17 protein-coding genes and 1 tRNA gene are annotated in these 18,591 nt (G+C 43.0%); 7 read left to right on the plus strand and 11 right to left on the minus strand.

The window, feature by feature from the left end; genetic code table 11:
* Window positions 1-407: 407 nt before the first annotated feature.
* From A4R26_RS26980 to A4R26_RS27000, 4 genes are all read right to left on the minus strand, one after another.
* Window positions 408-875 carry an SMI1/KNR4 family protein gene (locus A4R26_RS26980; RefSeq protein ID WP_081169652.1) on the minus strand — a complete coding sequence of 156 codons (468 nt, stop codon included), beginning with the start codon at window positions 873-875 and terminating at the stop codon, window positions 408-410.
* 5 nt (window positions 876-880) lie between these two features.
* Window positions 881-1,444 carry a hypothetical protein gene (locus A4R26_RS26985; protein WP_081169653.1) on the minus strand — a complete coding sequence of 188 codons (564 nt, stop codon included), beginning with the start codon at window positions 1,442-1,444 and terminating at the stop codon, window positions 881-883.
* A gap of 366 nt (window positions 1,445-1,810) precedes the next feature.
* A complete protein-coding gene (locus tag A4R26_RS26995) occupies window positions 1,811-2,059 on the minus strand; it encodes a HEPN domain-containing protein (protein WP_278248449.1) in 249 nt (82 codons plus the stop codon).
* A gap of 81 nt (window positions 2,060-2,140) precedes the next feature.
* The gene (locus tag A4R26_RS27000) at window positions 2,141-2,629 is read right to left on the minus strand and encodes a hypothetical protein (protein ID WP_133054793.1); all 489 of its coding nucleotides are present in this window, start codon (window positions 2,627-2,629) and stop codon (window positions 2,141-2,143) included.
* Between the two features lie 163 nt (window positions 2,630-2,792).
* Between A4R26_RS27000 and A4R26_RS27005 the strand changes: the two genes are divergently transcribed.
* On the plus strand, window positions 2,793-3,113 hold the full coding sequence (locus A4R26_RS27005; RefSeq protein WP_081169657.1) for a hypothetical protein: 321 nt from the start codon (window positions 2,793-2,795) through the stop codon (window positions 3,111-3,113).
* Window positions 3,114-3,499: 386 nt separating this feature from the next.
* Here A4R26_RS27005 and A4R26_RS27010 read toward each other — a convergent pair.
* Window positions 3,500-3,576 (minus strand) — tRNA-Arg (locus A4R26_RS27010).
* A 1,051-nt stretch (window positions 3,577-4,627) separates the two neighbouring features.
* Between A4R26_RS27010 and A4R26_RS27020 the strand changes: the two genes are divergently transcribed.
* Both A4R26_RS27020 and A4R26_RS27025 read left to right on the plus strand, forming a co-directional pair.
* Window positions 4,628-5,071: a hypothetical protein gene (locus A4R26_RS27020; protein ID WP_081169659.1), complete on the plus strand. Its 444-nt coding sequence runs from the start codon at window positions 4,628-4,630 to the stop codon at window positions 5,069-5,071.
* Between the two features lie 144 nt (window positions 5,072-5,215).
* Entirely contained in the window at window positions 5,216-5,689 is a 474-nt protein-coding gene (locus A4R26_RS27025; RefSeq protein ID WP_081169660.1) for a 23S rRNA (pseudouridine(1915)-N(3))-methyltransferase RlmH, read from the plus strand.
* A 54-nt stretch (window positions 5,690-5,743) separates the two neighbouring features.
* Here A4R26_RS27025 and A4R26_RS27030 read toward each other — a convergent pair whose 3' ends face one another.
* The 5 genes from A4R26_RS27030 to A4R26_RS27050 form a co-directional block, all read right to left on the minus strand.
* Window positions 5,744-6,214, minus strand: coding sequence for a hypothetical protein (locus A4R26_RS27030; protein ID WP_081169661.1), 471 nt, complete (start codon window positions 6,212-6,214; stop codon window positions 5,744-5,746).
* 199 nt (window positions 6,215-6,413) lie between these two features.
* Window positions 6,414-7,475 (minus strand): DUF4249 domain-containing protein, encoded by a 1,062-nt coding sequence (locus tag A4R26_RS27035; RefSeq protein WP_081169662.1) that lies wholly within the window; start codon window positions 7,473-7,475, stop codon window positions 6,414-6,416.
* Window positions 7,476-7,480: 5 nt separating this feature from the next.
* Window positions 7,481-10,057, minus strand: a complete 2,577-nt coding sequence (locus A4R26_RS27040; protein ID WP_081169663.1) for a TonB-dependent receptor — start codon at window positions 10,055-10,057, stop codon at window positions 7,481-7,483.
* Window positions 10,058-10,127: 70 nt separating this feature from the next.
* Window positions 10,128-11,123, minus strand: a complete 996-nt coding sequence (locus A4R26_RS27045) for a FecR family protein (protein WP_081169664.1) — start codon at window positions 11,121-11,123, stop codon at window positions 10,128-10,130.
* Window positions 11,124-11,167: 44 nt separating this feature from the next.
* Window positions 11,168-11,728: an RNA polymerase sigma-70 factor gene (locus tag A4R26_RS27050; RefSeq protein WP_081169665.1), complete on the minus strand. Its 561-nt coding sequence runs from the start codon at window positions 11,726-11,728 to the stop codon at window positions 11,168-11,170.
* 341 nt (window positions 11,729-12,069) lie between these two features.
* On the opposite strand from A4R26_RS27050, the gene A4R26_RS27055 reads away from it, so the two are divergent.
* Window positions 12,070-12,672: an RNA polymerase sigma factor gene (locus tag A4R26_RS27055; protein WP_081169666.1), complete on the plus strand. Its 603-nt coding sequence runs from the start codon at window positions 12,070-12,072 to the stop codon at window positions 12,670-12,672.
* 294 nt (window positions 12,673-12,966) lie between these two features.
* Window positions 12,967-14,238, plus strand: a complete 1,272-nt coding sequence (locus tag A4R26_RS27060; RefSeq protein ID WP_081169667.1) for a FecR family protein — start codon at window positions 12,967-12,969, stop codon at window positions 14,236-14,238.
* Between the two features lie 858 nt (window positions 14,239-15,096).
* Here the strand turns inward: A4R26_RS27060 and A4R26_RS27065 are convergent.
* Window positions 15,097-16,077 carry a helix-turn-helix transcriptional regulator gene (locus A4R26_RS27065; RefSeq protein WP_081169668.1) on the minus strand — a complete coding sequence of 327 codons (981 nt, stop codon included), beginning with the start codon at window positions 16,075-16,077 and terminating at the stop codon, window positions 15,097-15,099.
* A gap of 561 nt (window positions 16,078-16,638) precedes the next feature.
* Here A4R26_RS27065 and A4R26_RS27070 point away from each other — a divergent pair.
* Window positions 16,639-17,244, plus strand: coding sequence for a GNAT family N-acetyltransferase (locus A4R26_RS27070; RefSeq protein ID WP_081169669.1), 606 nt, complete (start codon window positions 16,639-16,641; stop codon window positions 17,242-17,244).
* Between the two features lie 371 nt (window positions 17,245-17,615).
* Window positions 17,616-18,591 (plus strand): HAMP domain-containing protein (locus tag A4R26_RS27075; protein ID WP_165760426.1); only part of this gene is annotated, 976 nt, incomplete at its 3' end.

Raw genomic sequence — 18,591 nt, forward strand, 5'->3', positions numbered from 1 at the left:
AATTTATTGCTGTTAGTTTTTTGGTTGTTCTACTTAAGGAAATTTAATCTGATTTGTTTTATCGAGTAATGTTAGCATGTGAAAATTACCTATGGCGTTCGGGATTAACGCTATTATACGTTATTTCTTATCTTTTCGTAGGGCCCAATAAAATACCAAAGAATCATAAGGCCGGTCAATATAACAAAGCGCCATTGCTTTTTCTTAGATTGTCTAATTATTAATGGTTCATCGCTCATAGTTCAAGTCAGTTCTCGTTTTACAGTTGTCAACGGAGTATCAAGAATACTTTGAACTTCTGCTGGCAAAGCAAATGAAAATGAAAAATATTTAGGCAGGCTATATTCTGTTAGCAATTGCTTAAATGTTTCGTGTATGTAATCGTCATGGCTTTAGAAGCAGAAGTTTTATTTGGTTTTATTTTCTAGATTTTCTCTCCATGTATACAATCCTTCAAAAACGCCATAATTCATAAAAACAGTCAAAAACTCTGAAAATGAATTTGTCAATACGATAGTATTCACTGTTTTGTTGTAAATATTATATTGATTTGAGTCATTCGAATCTACATGCAGTGTCCACATATCGCAATATATCATATATTCTGCAATGTGAAAATCTCCATTGCTTTCTGTATATGTGTCTCTTTCCTTCATGTTATCAACTATTTCTTCAAGAGGAATAATTCTAAACATGTCCTCGTCAGATTCAAAGCCATTCGAAAAGGAATAAAAAGTTTTTATATCGTCTGGAAGTGTAATGTGTAAAATTTCCTCAAATTTTACTATGTCAGAGAATGAAGCTGGTGCATTTAAGGTTATTCCAAGCTTCGCCTTATCTGTTTTAATTCTATTTATGATGTCTTTTATTGCCATTTCGATTAATCTACCTCTACTTTGTATATCAATTCTAGTCCACCGTCCAAAAAAAGTTCGATATCAAAAGGTTTTTCAAATTGCATAAACCAACTGTCTTTCTTATAGCTTTCACAAATGTGTTTACTGATTTTTCCTATAATAGCCATTAGTATGACTTTGATATTTTTACTATGCTTAATAAAATTTGGAAAGATGTGTTCCATACTCCATGTCATGCTCTCGATTTGCCCGGCAGTTGGTTTATACTTAATATTGCGAGCATTTCTTTTTTCAGAAGCATATTCAACTGTAGCTCCTGCTTCATTTGAATCGGAGTGAAATTGAATTTTGATTTTGTTGATAACCTCTGGTTCTCTAAGAAAGATTATACCACCAGCAAATGTTTTGTGAACAAGCCACCTGCCTTTTTCATGGTAATAGTGGTCCAGGTCGTAACGTAACATAACTTTCTCGTTCTCCCCCAGGTTTTTGGAAACTATATTATACAATGCGTCTAATACGTCCAGCAATTCGTACCCTCTACCATGAAATTCAATCTGATTTATTTTATCGATTAATGTTAGCATGTAAAAATTATCTATGACCTTCGGATTACCGCTATTATACGTTATTTTTCCACAATAAAGAAATGTAAACTATTCTTTTAAGCTACCTGCCTAAAATATGCGAATTGGACTATTTATATTTATCTGTCAGGCTCTCAGACTTTTTCAAGCTTCCCTCAAAAGATTGCTCTGTTTGTGTAAGTAGAGAGTTAACCCGGTCAAGTAACAACATTACCTGTTCCTGGCTAATTTCATAATTTGGACTATACCTTGCGTCAACATAGGCAGCATTCAACAAATTAAATAACTCCTTTTCTTTGTCCGTGTTTTTAGGGAAAATTGTATCCAGATCAGGTGCGCAGAAGCAGGAATGTCTTATCAACGATTTCAAGTTTGTCCGTAACTGTTCATAGCTGTAAGAGAAGACAATAATGCTCGCAGAGCATGTTCGGTTGCCTGGTGCAGTAAAAATGCAGCCTGTTTATATTGGTTGCTGGTGGTAAAGTATTCTGCGCCATCAAGATAAGAATTCACTTTATAAAATGCATCATCAAAAATGTTTCGCGCTTTCACTTTTAGTGTAGCAATATCAAAGATGGCATTTTCAGGTAGTGGCAATCGCTTGTTGTCATACACTTTCAAGGCATCTGTACAGGCAGCGGAATAAAAAATATGGCGCTCCCTTATGCGTTTATATACTTCATTGATTTTATTGCACTAAATCAAAACGGAACCAATTTCACTACATTTAGACTGCACCTGTGTTAGGTAATCGCTGTAGGAGTATTTAGCATTGGGAGGTAAAAGCACCACAAAATCAAATTGGGGCCGATTCCTGCTATTTATGGTAAAACCTGACCAGAACAACTTCTCCGCGTTGGTTATGCGGATAATGGTTTCTACCATCGTCTTAATTTTTTCCTGCAAGACAATTTCAACGTGGTAAGATTCACCAAGTCTGGTCAGGTTAACTGTATTAATATTGTCGGCAGAATAAGGGTACGTTTCAAAAACGGGCTTTTTTGATTCTTTTTGTTTTTCATTGATGATATGGGCGGCTTTTACTAATTTTTCAATTTTTTCATACACCGTCATCAGCAGTTCACGATCCCTTCTATGTAAGTCATGGGTATAATTGCCGATAACTGTTGTTTTAAAAAAACTCCCATAGCAGTTCCCGAATCCTGGGCAGGTGAACAAAATCAAACAATTCGTAAATGACCTGGTAGGGGTTGGCTATTTCTCTGAAGTTAATTTTTGTGGGGGGATGATGTACTTCGGTGAAATTGGTGAAGCCTGGTTACACATAACATCAATTAAGGATGAAGGAATCGATTGAAAGCAGCGCCTGCTAAAAAAAGTTAAGGGTATGAGTAATAAATTGAATCGTAAATTTGATATCTGTTTTTCAATATATGTTCTTTTGACGGTAAGTATAATTCTTTTAAATGTTTATGGATATATTAGTTTTGGATACGGATTGGGTGATGTATTCTCTTTGGGAGTTATGTTTTTAATAGGAGTGTTTTTATCATTTATCTATATAGTAGAGGTTCGCAAATTAAATAAGCCACTTGGGAAGCAAATTTTTATGGGAGTACTTCTTGCTGATATTATAGTGATTGTACTGTATTTGACGATTTTTCGTGGACCAGAATTTCCCTGGCATGGAAATTTGTTCTTAAGATAATGATGTGTTATTTGCAATTAATGCAAGAAATCTTTAATTGGAGGTCAATAAGGCCTCCAATTACATTTTACCACATTTATTACAAGGGCTGTCTGCGATAAAATAATATTAATTAACTTTTTTTAGAGACACACATTTCGATTGCTTTTAGCGTTTCTGCTACATTGTTATCCGGATAGTTCTTTTTCAAAAAATCAACAAAAACGGTGACATTGTAAAGAAGCGGGAAATAATTGGTTCGATGTACCCCGAAAATTTGACGATTGACGGATTTGGAGTTCGAACCGCCCGGCTGAATGAAGCCGTATCGCTGATATACAGTCTGGGGGAGGGTTCCAGGCTAAAAAAGAAACAGGACAAGAGGAAAAAATCCGTCTTGTCCTGTCTGGTGACCCTGTCAGGATTCAAACCTGAAACCTTTTGATCCGTAGTCAAATGCTCTATTCAATTGAGCTACAGGGCCTTTTCTCATTTTTGGAAGAACTTTTTCAGCTCATTTCCGTGAATGGGCGGCAAAAATATACATATTTGTAATTCGCTCCAAAAAGAAATTAATAAAATTATTAAAAATATTCCCCTTGCACCGCCCAGTGAAATGCCTTTAGAAATAATTGGTGCAGGGTATGAACTATCAAATCCCCGGCCTTGATGCTTTCCCACTAAAAATACAGTCCCGGTTTGCCCAAAAAGGTTTATATCAAAGCCGGCCCAATTACCTACAAAGAAAAATAAACCAGGGATTGCTTTTTGAGAATCTTATTGCATCTTAATGGCTATCTGGAAAACTGTTCTGAATTTATGAGTATTGTGATGCTTTATAAAATCTACGTATTGTTAAATGATAGCTGTAAAATTACGTGCAGTATAAAATTAGTGCAACTTCATTGTACAGTAATTTTGCAATTAGTTCTAAATCATAGCCCAGCTACAATAAAAATTGATTAGCAATTATGCTGTGGCGTTATGCTGTAAAAAAACAGTTAAGCGCAACCTAAGATCGGGTAATATCCCATAAAAAATAGCTGAATTTATTATCCTTAAATTAAGGAATTAACTACATTCGCTGTGGATTCAGCATCACCCGGGCTGCATAACTTTTGCATCTTATCTGTTTTTAGATGATCTCGTTCAAATAGGATTGTCAATAATTGCGATACTCACTCTCCTGGTTCAATTATCACTTAAACATAAAAATTGTATTATGCAATTATTTGAAAAACTCTTCTCGTTCTTTGTACTATCTTCAAATGGCTCAACTGAACGTGAAATCGTTATGAAAAGGTTGATCATAACCAGATCCGGTAGAATTTACATCTCTGGTTTTACAATTAAGGAGAAGCCCCAAAAACAGCGAAACGAGGCTACCTCATTATTTAATTAGTACAGCCGTTACAAATATCAACAACTCTGCATGGAATTTATTGGGAGTAACATATAATTTACTCCGGATTGACCGCCTTGTCATTTGATCCGTTGATAAGCCGGTCTATTGCAGAACTTTTTAATATTTGTAAATGGCCATTCATATTGGCAAACTAATACAAAAAGAAGTAGAATCAAAGAGACTTACTTATAAGGAGTTCGGTGCTTTGATACACCGGAACGAAAAGACAATTCCGGATATCTATGACCGTGCTACCATGTCTATTGATCTGCTTATTACTATTTCCGCCGCGCTTAAAAAAGATTTCTTCAGTTTCTTTTATGCTGAAGAGCCACTGAAAAGTTTGCGGGATGATGAAATTGCTCTTTTGAACAATAAGGTTCTCTGTTATTCTGATCAGATGCAAAAACTGTCTGAAGAGAATAAGCTGCTGCAAAAAGAGTTGGCATTGACCCGTGAGCTTAACATGGCACAGAAAGAAATAATCTCATTTGCGAAAGAACAAATAGAAGATTATAAAGGGAAATTAAAAACGGTGATCGACGAAACCGCTGAATTTCACACCAAAAAATAAACATTAAGGAAAACAAGGGATATCTTGTTTGGTGAACGTTGTGTCATAGGCATACGTTAACCTTCTTTTTCTTTTTCCTGCTGACAATGGTTAACTTGCAGAGGTATTTTTATTGTCCTATTTGCTTTATTTTCAACCATTGTTATGAAAATTCAATTATGGTCAATCGGTAAAAACCACGAATCCTATGTGAAGGAGGGGGTAGAAGAGTTTACCCGCCGCCTTTCAAAATACTTTCCCGTAGAATGGAACCTTATTCCCGTGCCTAAAAACGCCGGTATGCTCAGTGAAATGGACCTGAAAAAAAAGGAAGGCGAAACCATTCTCGAATGGCTTAAAAAAGAAGATTACCTGATCTTGCTCGATGAGCGCGGCCAATCATTCACTTCTCCACAGCTCGCTGAATTTTTACAAGCACGCGCCAACGAAAGCGTTAAAACACTTGTTTTCCTGATAGGGGGAGCGTATGGCGTTGATGAATCTGTGGTAAAAAGGGCCAATGCAAAATGGTCGCTCAGCAAACTGGTTTTTCCGCACCAACTGGTTCGACTGATCCTCGCCGAACAATTATACCGCGCCTGCACCATTCTGCGTAATGAAAAGTATCATCATAGCTGAGTGATCAGGCCGCGCCGGGCATGTGCAAACACGGCATGATCATGAAGCTAAACCTTAACGCGCTTTTCCATACACGGTCTTCAAATGCGCTTCCTCGCCATCGAGTACGATGGTGGCATCTTCATTGTTGCGCAATTTTTCTACCTCCGCCGTGCTGATATAAATAGTATAAAGCGGCGTATACATCTTTCCGCTTTTTTCCAGCTCATGTACCTTGCTTTCCGACTTATCGTCCCTGAAATCGCTCGTTGCATACATGGGCACAAAAAACTCCATGCTATCACCCTGTATGGCTTTCAACTTGTACGGCCGGTCATATTTCTTAAAGGTGAAAACAAAATAATCGCCGATCTGGGGTTTGGTTAGTATTTTTTGCTTCTCATGGTTCCTGATAAGCGTATTGCAGGTGCCTACCACAACAACCAATGATATTAAAATGATCCAGGCTTTCCGTTTGCCTGTTTTTTCTTTTCTTTCGGCCTCTTCTTTCCGAACGTATTCGGCATACTCCTGTTCGTGATTCATAAGGTTGGGTTTTATTGTTTTTAGGGGTTGTTATAACGCCTCCGGCTGTTCGACCGGACAAAATAGGAAAAATTTCATGAAAATAAAATCCGGAAGAAAATGAAAAAATGGATAAAACTTATTAACTGAACAACTGAACAACTGAATAACTGAATAACTGAACAACTAAGAAGCTACCTGGTGAACCCAAAGCACCAGCTTACAACAGGATGTCAAAATAGTAGATCCGCTCGCGCCTGGCGCTTCCGCCAAAAATTCCCAACCCATTCACTAAATTGCCCGATGGCGAGATCAATTGACTGGTAGGCACCGACCCAAAATCGGTCTTGTACTTTTCGTACAGTTTCAAATAATTGTAAAGCTCTTTGCTTACCGATTTCAACTGCAGCCTGATGCGGCCTTTTTGCCCGGGATCGGTAAAGAAGTGTTTGTCGATGTATACGCGCGTTGTATAGTTTCCACCGTTGAATACCGGGTCTGAAAAGAAAATGCGCCGGAACGGATTGGTGAGTTTATCTATGCGTGCATTTTCCGAATTGCCATCTTCCGTATACAAATTCAGCCGCGTAAACTTACCAAGCCCAACGGTATCGGTTAAGATCTTTATACCGGGTGTGTTCTTGATGGTTTCATAAAATTCCCTGCCCTGTGGTGTATCATAACTGTACCGCCTGCCCTGGTAAAAATAAAAATGATTGTTCTTCACCTTTTCCTTTACCGCTTCAATGATGTAAAATTCTTCATGGTTCAGCGAGTCTTTCCAGGTAATATTGGCTGCAAATACTTCCTTGTTGTTATGCCGGGTAGAGCCGGTATCAACACCCAGCAGCCGGGGTAATACAGGAATATGTGTCATCGCTTTTACCAAACCCAGGGTGGGGTGATTGATCTCTATCTTATAAGTGGTATTTGACTTGAACCTTTTTTTATTGGTAAATACCGATGTGGGGTTGTTGGCGTATTGCTGGCTATAGTTCGGCGTCAGCACCCAGCTCATGGCATTGGTTTCTGTAAGCGTAACCGTTGCATCGTTTACTTTTTCAAATCTGATCAGGTTGCCGTTCTCTACTTTTATGGTTTTGCCAATGGGGATTTTGACCGAATCGCCCGCTGTAATTTCTGCCAGTACAACCAGTTTATCGTCTTCGAACGAATCGCCCGATAAATTCTTTTTGCAGGCGCTGATGGCACAAACCACCAGTAAAAGCATTGCCCAAAGGCTGTTGATGAAAAAATTATATGTCGTTTGGTTTTTTTGCATGTGTTTTAAAACGATACGGTATACGATATATAAGGTGTTACCTTAAAGAACTGGTACCTGGTAGTAACCACCAGTGATCGTTTGCCCAGGGTTCCTTCCAGGTCATAAACATACTGGCTGGGCGAACCGTAAATATTATAAATGCCGCCCGTTAATTTTGATTGTAAACCTTTTGCCGGTGAATGGTAATAGCTGGCTGAAACATCGAGCCGGTGATAAGGTAAGGTACGGTACATCCGCGCAATGGATGAATGATAGATGAGCCGGTATTCTTTTGGCGCCAGCGGGTCGCTGATCTGTTGCGCATCGTCGAAGTCGGGGTACACCTGGTTGGGTAAACTGTATACATCACCGGTAGAGAATGTCCAGTACGAAGAAAAACTCCAGTGGTCATTTTGCTTCCAGGTGGCCGCTGCATTGATCTCGTGACGGCGGTCGTATTTGAATGGAAATTTAGCGCCATTGTTCAGTTGGGAAAAACGCCGCCAGTTCCATGACAGCGTATAGCTTAAATGCAGATACCATTTGTCGGTAACACGGTCGGCCTTTGTTTCCAGTCCGTAACTCCAGCCCCTGCCCAATTGTACGCTCTGCCCCCAGTCGGCCGTATTCAGGAACAGGTTTTTGCCTTCGGCGTAATTGGTTACGTTGCGCATTTGCTTATAATACACATCGGCCTGTACGATCAGCTTCTTACCATTCCGGTAACTATAACCGAGGTTCACCATATCGCTTTCTTCCGGATGCAGTATGCCGGTACTGGGCACCCAGGCATCGCTGTTGATGCCCATATACGGGTTGGTTACCAGGTGCAGGTACTGCGCCATGTGATTGTACGAAAAATCGAGCTGGTTACGGTGGTTGAGTTTATACACGGCATACAGGCGTGGCTGCCACGATGTGTATTTGAAATCATTGTGTTTGTAGAAGGAAACATGCAAACCCGGCCGTATATAGAGCTGTTTGTGCGGCCGGATCTCATTTTCGTAGAACAACACCATTTCGCCGAACGTCAATGGCGGGAATGCATTGAAGTCGCCCGGGCGGTCGATGAATTCGGCCGATACGTTTGAATCGAACGGGCGTATACGGGTATACGCCGCTTTACCGCCTACATTGATGCGGAAGTTATTGTTTGCCGCGATCTCCAGTACAGTGCGCGCATTGTATTGCCTGATGGATGAATACGTGTTGTACACCCGGTTCTGCACCAGCCGGCCGGTACTGTCGTACAAATTATACCTGAAGCCGGCGAGGTTATCGTAATTGCTGATATTTACCGAAGAGTTGATGAATGCCTTTGCGCTTACCACGCGGTTCCAGTTAATGGTAGCCGCCTTATTGCCCCAGCGTTGTTTGTTGTTGGTATAGTTCTGATGCAATTGCAATTCATCGTTACCGGCATAGGCGTTCACCATGATCTTATCTTTTTTGCCCAGCCATTGCGTGTACTTGATATGCAGGTCGTAAAAAATTACCCCGATACCCGATTTCAACAGGCGCAGGACCGGGTTGATCCAGCTATGGCGGAAGGAAACCATCAGCGAAGAGCGGTCTTTTTTTATTGGTCCCTCCAGCGTGAATGAACCTGCAAGCAGCCCGGCATTGGCTTCACCCTGCCACTTTTGCATATTGCCGTCTTTCGTCATTACATCGATAACCGATGAAAGCCCGCCGCCGAACCGGGCGGGAAAATTCTTTTTGTACAGGTACATCGATTTCAGCGATGTTTTATTTACAATGCTCAGCGCGCCCAGCAGGTGGGTGGGATTGAAAATAGTATTGCCATCGAGCAGGAATACATTCTGGTCGGGACTGCCCCCGCGTACCAACATGCCGTACGTAAGCTCCGGAATATTCTTTACGCCGGGATCGAGGTAAAAGGAGCGAAGCGCATCGCTTTCGCCAAGGATAACATCATATGAATTGGCTTCTTTGGCGGCTTTGTTCTCATCGGCTTCGGGCACCTGGGGCGATGAAGTTACCGTCACTTCTTCGATATTGCTTTTGGGCGTGAGGTAAACATCCATGCGGGTGTTTGCCTTCAGGTTTACTTCCAGCCGGTGGGTTTCATAGCCGGCGTAGCTGAGGAACAATACATTGTTGCCTTCGGGAAGTTGTAAAGTAAAATAACCATGGTTGTTTGAATAGCTGCCGCGCTGCCGTGCCGGATGCCATACGGTGGCATCGGCCAGGGGCTCGCCGCTGACGTTCTCTTTAATGATGCCGTAAACGGAATGCCAGGTTATAAAGATATCAGTGGAGATGGGTACGGGAGAGGGGGTAATGATGAGTTTATTGTTTTTCTCGAGCAGGTTTACCTTTTGATCGCGCAATACCTGCCGTAGTACCGCGCCAATGGTTTCGGGTGAACCTGACAGCATGATCACCTTGCCGGTATCTAAAGAATTGGATGCATATTCAATGGTTATTGGGCTGTGCTGATTGATGTCTTCGAGAAAAGCGCGAATAGAACCTTTGTAAAATGAGGGAACATAGGGACGCGTAAATGAACCAACCCGTTGAGCATGGGTCAATACATTACATAACAGCATTCCCAATATGCAAAACAGTCCTTTCATGCTATAACTCACAAGCTATAGCCCGCGATTCACCTGGTTTTAATATGCCAGGTACGTACAAAGAACTCATTTAATTTCGATAAAATACCGTTTTATCGTTTACTTTTTTCAGTTGCAGGCCGGTGATCAGCCTGATCTCTTCCAGTGCCTGCCCGAGGGGTTGCTGTTTAAATTCAACGGTTACCTGAATGCCTGCATTTTGCAGCTCCGGGGCCAGTTCAACCCGGGCGCCGTAATTGTGAGAAAGGTCTTCCAGCACTTTTTGTAAGGGGGTATTATTAAATTTCAGCTGACCGGTTTCCCAGGCAATAAAGTTGGAATCGGCAACCTGGTCCTGGTAAAAACGTTCGTTCGCTAATCTGGCGCGCTGGCCTTTTGTCAATATGATCTGGTTGTTGCCGCTTTTTTTGTCTGTTACGTTCACTTTTCCGGTTACTACCACTATTTCATCGGTGGCCGCGTTTGAGTTTACCAGGAAAGTGGTGCCCAGCACTTTCACTTCCGCGTTATCGGTTATTACCAGAAAGGGCAGGGCTTCATTATGCTGAACGGTGAAAAAGGCCTCGCCCGACAATTGAACCCGGCGTTCTTTTACATCGAAAGTTCTTGGGTATTTTATAGAACTGCCTTTGCGCACCAGTACTATCGAGTGGTCGGGCAGGATAATCGTTTCGTTGGTATTTGTTGCGGCAAAATTTTGCCATTGAGCCTGTTTATACCACCAGTTGCCACCGAAGGCAATCACCGCAAGTATGGCTATGGCAGCGGCTGCTTTTCGGGCGCCCGGTAACAGGAAGGAAATTTTATTACGATAGGGCGCTTTGGGCAGTGCACTTGTTTGAGCGATACGGTCATCCAGTTTTACCCAGGCTACCTCTGTATTGAACTGGGGATCATTGGCGATTAAAGGGCCGCTTTTTTGCCAGATCAGCACCATATCGTCATATTCCTGGCGCCGGCTGGCATCCGATTGCAGCCATTGCTGCAGCTCCTCAGCTTCCTGCGGTGTTGCCAGTCCTTGCAGTTGTTTGGCGATAAGGGTTATTATATGGTCGTATTGGCTCATGGTTATATCCTGAATAAAAACTTTAAATTGAAGTATACCCCTACTTATGACGGCAAAATCATAAAAAATATGCTCACAATGGCAGGAATTTCCTGTTTTTGCCTGATATAGGCCCTCAGGATCTTCAGCGCCTTGCCCATTTGGTTTTCAACAGTTTTGATAGAAATGCCCAGGGTGTCGCTGATCTGTTTATAGGTGAGGTTGCTGACCCGGCTCAGCATGAACACTTCGCGGCATCTGGGCGGAAGATTTTCGAGGGCGGCTTTCAAAAGCGTTTCGTAATCCGTTTCTTTTGCTTTGACAGCAGGCCGTTCACCGGGTGTTTCAATGATTTCGCGGCCGCTGAACTCGCCTAATACGGTCTTTTGTCTTTTATCGAGAAAGGTGAGGCAGTTATTGCGGATGGCGGTGTAGAGATACCAGGTAAGCTCTTCGGAGCCTATGAGGTTTTGTTTTTTCTCCCATACCCGCAAAAATGTTTCCTGAACAATGTCCTCACAGCTATGCGCTTCTTTTACAATGGTAAAAGCATACCTGCAAAGCGGTTCGTAATATTTGTAAAATGCCTCCTGGTATAACCGGTATAATTGTTCAGGCTCCTGCATATCGCTGTAAGGGAATCATTTCATTAAATGTAATAAAAAGATATAATGATTGGTGTTGAATGAAGATGGCGCCACAATATAATAGACAATAGGCAATAAGCAATTGGCAAATTCAAATGGTTAGGTAAAATAACTTATATATACAGGTTATTACCGCCGGGTTGAACCCGGGGGGCATTTTTACCAAACTTATTTTGGACATTTGCTTTAATATTCGATATTCGTCGGTTAGTTATGATCAGGGGGGAATTTTTACAACCGCAAATAAATTACAGCCACCCCGGCATCGCCTGCGGCAAGCCTACTGCGGCCGAAGGTAGCGCGGGGACAAGCATTGAGGAATGAAACATAATTTTCAGGATAAGTCTCTTTTACAGGAATTTAAGAGAGGTGATACGCATGCGTTCAGGGCTGTGTATGATATGTTTTTTCCGAGCCTCTGCTTTTTTGCAAAACGATTGGTCGACAATGACGGAGAAGGTGAAGACATTGCCGCCGATAGTTTTGTGAAACTGCTGCATCGTCATGACTCGTTCGATACCCTGCCTAATATTAAAGCTTTTCTATACATCACTACCCGCAATGCCTGTTTGAATTATTTGCGCTACACGCAACGGCAACATGCTGAAAAAAAGGAAATGAACCGGTTGCAGGATAAAACCGATGAACATGCGTTAAGTTATATGGTTCATGCAGAAGTGCTGCGTGAAGTGGAGGCCGAAATTGAACAGCTGCCCAATCGCTGTAAGGAAATATTTAAACTGATCTATTATGAACGGCGGTCGGCCGATGATATAGCCGGAATGCTAGGCATCTCGATCAATACGGTTTGGGTGCAGCGCGCCAAAGCCATTCAACTGATACGCACCAATTTGCTGAAGAGAGGATTGCTATCGGTATTGTTATGTTTTCTGGTGATGGCAGATGATGGGTTGACGAGTTGACTGGTTGACGAGTTAGCAAGTTGACAGGGGTGATAACGTTGATAAAGGAAAGGCAAAAACCGGTGATGTGGAATTTAAGCTGTATTTGTATTTGCCTGCAGCTAACAGCTTATGGCTTGCAGCGTTTTCACGTTTCCCCAATGTAGTCGGGAATTGCCGATTGCCGGTTCACGTTTGCCGTTTCCCCGGTGAGGTCGAAATTTGCCGGTTTTGAATTGAAGGCAAAATTGTACACTTTGTATAAAGGTATTACCTGATAATAGTGTTTCTATAATTTACCAGCTTATTGCATTTATGGACACTGAACTAAATTTATCGGGAATGGAAGATGCGGATTATATTGCTGCGTTGCTGCTGAAGCAGTTACGGCAGGAAATAACCGAAGTGGAATTGGAATACCTCGAAAGCTGGAAAGCTGCCCATCCTTCTCATGCCCGGGTGGCCGAACAAATAAATGACGGCGAACAATTACTGGCCGATCTGCAGGCCATGAAACAGGTTGATATGGATGGCTGGTGGCAAAAGATCAGCGCCCAGATTCCCCAGGTAAACAAAACGGTTCCTTTTTATCGCAGGTGGTATGCATATGCTGCTGCCGCGGCCGTATTGCTGGTGGCTGGCGCCATTACATGGCAATACTGGAAGCCCGGGCATTTGCCTGAACCCACAAATGAAAAACACTTACCGTATGTCGTTGATGTAAAGCCCGGTGGAAATAGAGCAACGCTCACATTGTCGAATGGCACCGCAATAGAGCTGGCCGGTGCCGCCAATGGCAACCTGGCAAAGGAAGGCGGTACAAATGTATTGAAGGTGAAGGATGGAGAATTGAAATATGAGCATGCTGGTACTGCCGCCGTCAACGATAATGATGTAGTATGGAATACATTGACAACACCCCGTGGCGGACGATACAGCCTGCAGTTGCCCGATGGAAGTAAGGTTTGGCTTAATGCCGCCTCATCGATAAAATATCCCGCTCATTTTTCAACAACGGAGCGGCGCGTTATAGTTACGGGTGAAGCATTTTTTGAAGTGGCCGCCGGAAATAAGAAATGGCCCTTTAAAGTTATGATTCCGCCACGGCGCGGTGGAGCAGGGGAAATATTGGAAGTATTGGGCACCAGTTTCAATATCAGTGCGTATAATGATGAAGCCGATATCAGAACTACTTTGTTGAAAGGGAAAGTTAAGATTGCCGCATTACAACTGCAGGCTGGTGAGCAAAGCGACTTTAAGGTGTTATCGCCGGGCCAACAGGCGCGGATACCGCATAACGTTATTGCCGGAAAAGATCCCATTTCAATAGTGAACCTCGAAGACGTGGAAGAAGTGTCGGGTTGGAAAGACGGGATGATTCACCTCGAGGACGCCGATATCAGGTCTATTATGCGTATTATCTCCCGCTGGTATAATATCGAAGTAAGTTACGAAGGACAAACGCCTGCCTATACGTTTACAGGTACGCTTCCATTAAAAGAAAATCTTTCCTCGGTAATTAAGGTGCTGGAGTATGAAGGCGTTCGCTTAAGAATGCAGCAGAACAGGATAATCGTTTTACCATGAAATCAGTAGGGGAATTGTCAATCGGCAAACGGCAGCGTGGTTTGCGTTAGCCATCGGCAACCGACTTGAAGTTCGGGCGGCGAAATGATCTGTAAAGTGCGCGAGCCCATAGCCCATAGCCCATTCACCATTGACCAAAAAAAATGCGCCGGCAGTGGATCATATTCAATTGACCGGATGATAATGTTCGATAGGAGCGAGTGTTATGAGTAGCCATGCAGACCCTCACAATAGTTTGCATTGGCTTAACCCGTATCCGGCAATCAGAATATGTATGCACTACCAGCGCAGGAAGTGTTACACTAATCAACCAACACCATGATAAACCTTATCTTATGAAATGTAGACGATGATTTTTGCGTTGTTCCTGAAAGCTGACAACCTCAGGAGCAGATGATGGCGGCTTTGGATAGCGACGGATTGGAATATTGGTTTATATCATTATAACTATGATCATCACCTGACACAACGCTTTTATAAAGTTACTGATACTTACATACTGTTTCCAAATTTCCCCACCATAAATATTTTGCCAAAAAAGCAAAAACGCAATATTTATTTTTTTGAAAAAGATAAAGGTGGGTAGGCGGCAAACATGAATCGTGAATCGGCAAACGGCAATCCCCGACTTCATCGGCACGCAGTCAATCGTGAAAACGCTGTAAGCCATAAGCTGCAAGCAAATAAAAAAATAAATACAGCTTACATTCTACATCAATGGTTTTGCCTTTCCTTTATCAACTTTATCACCCCTATCAACCAGTTAACCCGTCAACCCGTCATTTCCCCGTATTCCACTTCAACATTCAATATTCAACATTCGATATTCAACATTTGTATTGCCTTCCATTTCTCATTTCAATCTCCATTCTCCTTACTTCTTTCCCTTGCCGTTATATTGTAATACTTTTTAAAAGCTTTTGAGAAAGCACTTAAATTGGTATAACCAACTTCTTCGGCTACCTGCGATACCGTATATTTTTTTCCCGATAACAAATGCCACGCCTTTTCCATTCTAATATCGCGTAAATAATCGGCCGGGCTGCTATGGTACAACTGCTGAAAGCCGGTTTTCAATTTGTAATCGTTCAACCCTGTCAGCCGGGTGAGTTCCTTTAACGTCCATTCCGTTTTAATGTCCGCTTCCATTCGGGTGCGGGCCATGTAAATGGCCTGGGCTTCCGGCATCGACAAACTCACCGGGTCCCAAACCGGGTGTTCCGAAATGTTTTCGAGGCAAAGCGTGAGCAGGGTCATCGATTTGGAATGGATGGATGCGGGTGAACGTTTGGCAGCCTGTATCAATTGCTGTACCTGTGTGAGCAGGGTACGGCTGGTTACCTGGTTAACGGGCGCCAGCATGGCCGGTTGCTGGTGAATAACTTTTTTCTGAAAATCATTCATCAGAACTAAAGGTGGTAACTTTTGGCTTAAAGTATATACCGGGTAATGAACGTCGATCGTAAAATAAACACCCGCATGCAGAAAGTTCAGCCTGTAGTTTTGGAAAGGGATATACAATAAATTATATCCCTGTTCATAAAACACCAGGTTGCCCAACCCCTCTATGTGGTATTGTATATGGTTAGTGAGATGAAAACGAAGCTTCAGCATTGGATCATCGTCCTGCATGGTAAACGTGCAACTGCGGTTCAGCAAAAAATGTTGTAACCTGATGATGATACCGTTGCTTTGAAATTGCTGAAACAAAACATGGCCGAAATTGCCCGATGTACAAACAGATGATGCGCCCTGAACCAGGTAATCATCCAGTGCATGGGAAAGTTGATCGGTGAACGCCAGCTCTTTATTATTATCTTCAATCAATTTTATTTGCATACCTGCCAGTGATTTAATGGGCCGTTTTCACATAATGATCTGTTTACGCCGCGCCTGTAGCTGACAATAACATACACCCTAAACAGGTTAACTGTATTAGTACATGGGGGCATATTACTGTAAATGATAAACGAACAGGCGAACGCCTGTGCTGAACGTTAGTATGGGATCCGCTATGCAGTACGAATATCAGGCCCTTGTGGGAAGTTGTCGGTATGCTTTATTATGCATGTAGATAAAGCGACTGCACCGGCTAAAGGTAAGGGAATTTTCTTCCAAACAATTACGAAATCGGGTTTAAAAATTTGCAAAATCCGATGCAGATCCTCCTGTTTCTCACCGTAATGGATGGTGCCTGGCAAGAGTTCGGATATAGTGCATTGATAGACCTTTATTCAAAAAAAACATTTGTCGCTTTTGACGTATGCCTTCGGAAAATAGTTTATTTTACCAATGAAGCGTTGGTTCTGCCTGTAAAATGATGCGTAACACCTGGCCTGAACATCACCTTTATCCATAACCCCGGTTTTTTTTGAAAAGAATCATTTTTCTTATCTGAATATGACAACCTCATCCCCGAACCTGCTTTGCCGCTCCCTCGATGTAACGAGGGAACAACCCATTGTATTGCAAAAGGAACTTATGCCGGGTTACCGCATCGGCCTGCGGCCCGTTTGTATTTGTTCCGATAACGACATAAACGCCATTCACGAATGGTTGTCGGAAGGTTACCCGGGCCGTTTGCCCATCGATCAGTTACGCGTATTCTTCATTCTGCTGGCAGAAAGCACCTATGCGCAGGCGTTCATGGTACTGCTGAACGGGGAAATGCCCATTGGCCAGTTTGAAGTGTACCAGGTAATGCAGGATGAATTGAAAGATTCAATTGATGCCGGAGAAGGCGATTATCGGATCTATGTACCGGTAATACCCGTTATTGAAGCGTTACCCGAAATAACGGTGCAGATCTTACGCACCTGTCTTTTCTATTTCTTCTCCTGCGCTGAAGTGAAGCGGGTATTTTGGGTAGTGCCCGAAAACGATAAAGAACGGAATAAAGCGGCAGTCAAAACCGGTTTCAAACTGCATCCGCAACTTAACGAAACTAACCCCGATAGCGGCCAGGGCGCCAATATTTACCAATACTCAGCTGTTGACTTTTATTAAAGCATTTACTCATTCTAATGCTATTCTAATCTGTTGCCTATGGCAATGGCCTTGTAATTAAATAGAGAGTTCCTTTGTCAAACTATATGATTGTAACAATTTGTTTGGGTAATGCTTTTCCCAATTTGGGGTTGCATGGCCTGGATGGGGATATTGTACATTCTTTTTTGCCTGACTGTATGTGAAAAAACGCGCTAAACCCGTATGAAATATTACAAAAAAAACGGAACACTGTTTGTCACAGGAAACAGCACCTTTGTGTGGGGCCTGGTTACTGATGCCGTACACCAAAAGATAACCGGCCGGCCCCGGTACAAGGCTGTTGGCAACTGCTTAATAAATAACAACTGTAAATTCTAAAATACCTGATTATGGCGCGCTCAAAACCCAGTACTACACGCTCGAACCGGCAGGATACAGCAGCTGCAGTGCCGGCAAACGGCAAACATACTCCCCAAAAAAAGCGTCTGAAAGTTATAAACGAAGAAGAAAATGATACCGGCGCCCGCCAGTTGAGCGAGATCCTGGATTCACGCGAACTGCTGCATGTGTTAACACAGGTGAAGAACGGGAATTTCAGTGTGCGCATGCCCATCGACCAGGTGGGGTTGAGCGGAAAGATCTGTGATACGCTCAACGAAGTGATTTCGCTCAATGAAAAAATGATGATGGAGTTTACCCGCGCCGGCAATACCATTGGTAAGCAGGGTAAACTGAACCAGCGTATAGAGCTGCCCAATGCCCGCGGAGCCTGGCGCACCGGGGTGGAATCGCTGAATATCCTGATCTCCGACCTGGTGCATCCCACCATTGAAATAGCCGATGTGATCAGCTCGGTGGCAAAAGGAAACCTTTCGAAGGAAATGCCGCTCGAGATCGGCGGTCACGTATTGCAGGGCGAGTTTGCCACCATTGCCAAGGAAGTGAACGATATGGTGAAGCAGTTGAACCTGTTCTCCATGGAGGTAACCCGTGTGGCGCGTGAAGTGGGTTCCGAAGGTAAACTGGGCGGCCAGGCAAAAGTAAAAGGTGTAGGCGGGGTATGGAAAGACCTTACCGATTCCGTGAACCAGATGGCCAGTAACCTTACCGTTCAGGTACGTAACATTGCCGAAGTGACCACCGCGGTGGCGAAGGGCGACCTGTCGAAAAAGATCACGGTTGACGTAAAAGGGGAGATCCTCGAGTTGAAGAACACCATCAATACGATGGTTGACCAGTTGAACTCCTTCTCCTCGGAAGTAACGCGTGTGGCGCTGGAGGTAGGTACCGAAGGTAAACTGGGCGGACAGGCGCAGGTTAAAGGGGTGGCCGGTACCTGGAAAGACCTTACCGACTCGGTGAACG

Source organism: Niastella populi, from assembly GCF_002078015.1.
Classification (GTDB): Bacteria; Bacteroidota; Bacteroidia; order Chitinophagales; family Chitinophagaceae; genus Niastella; species Niastella populi.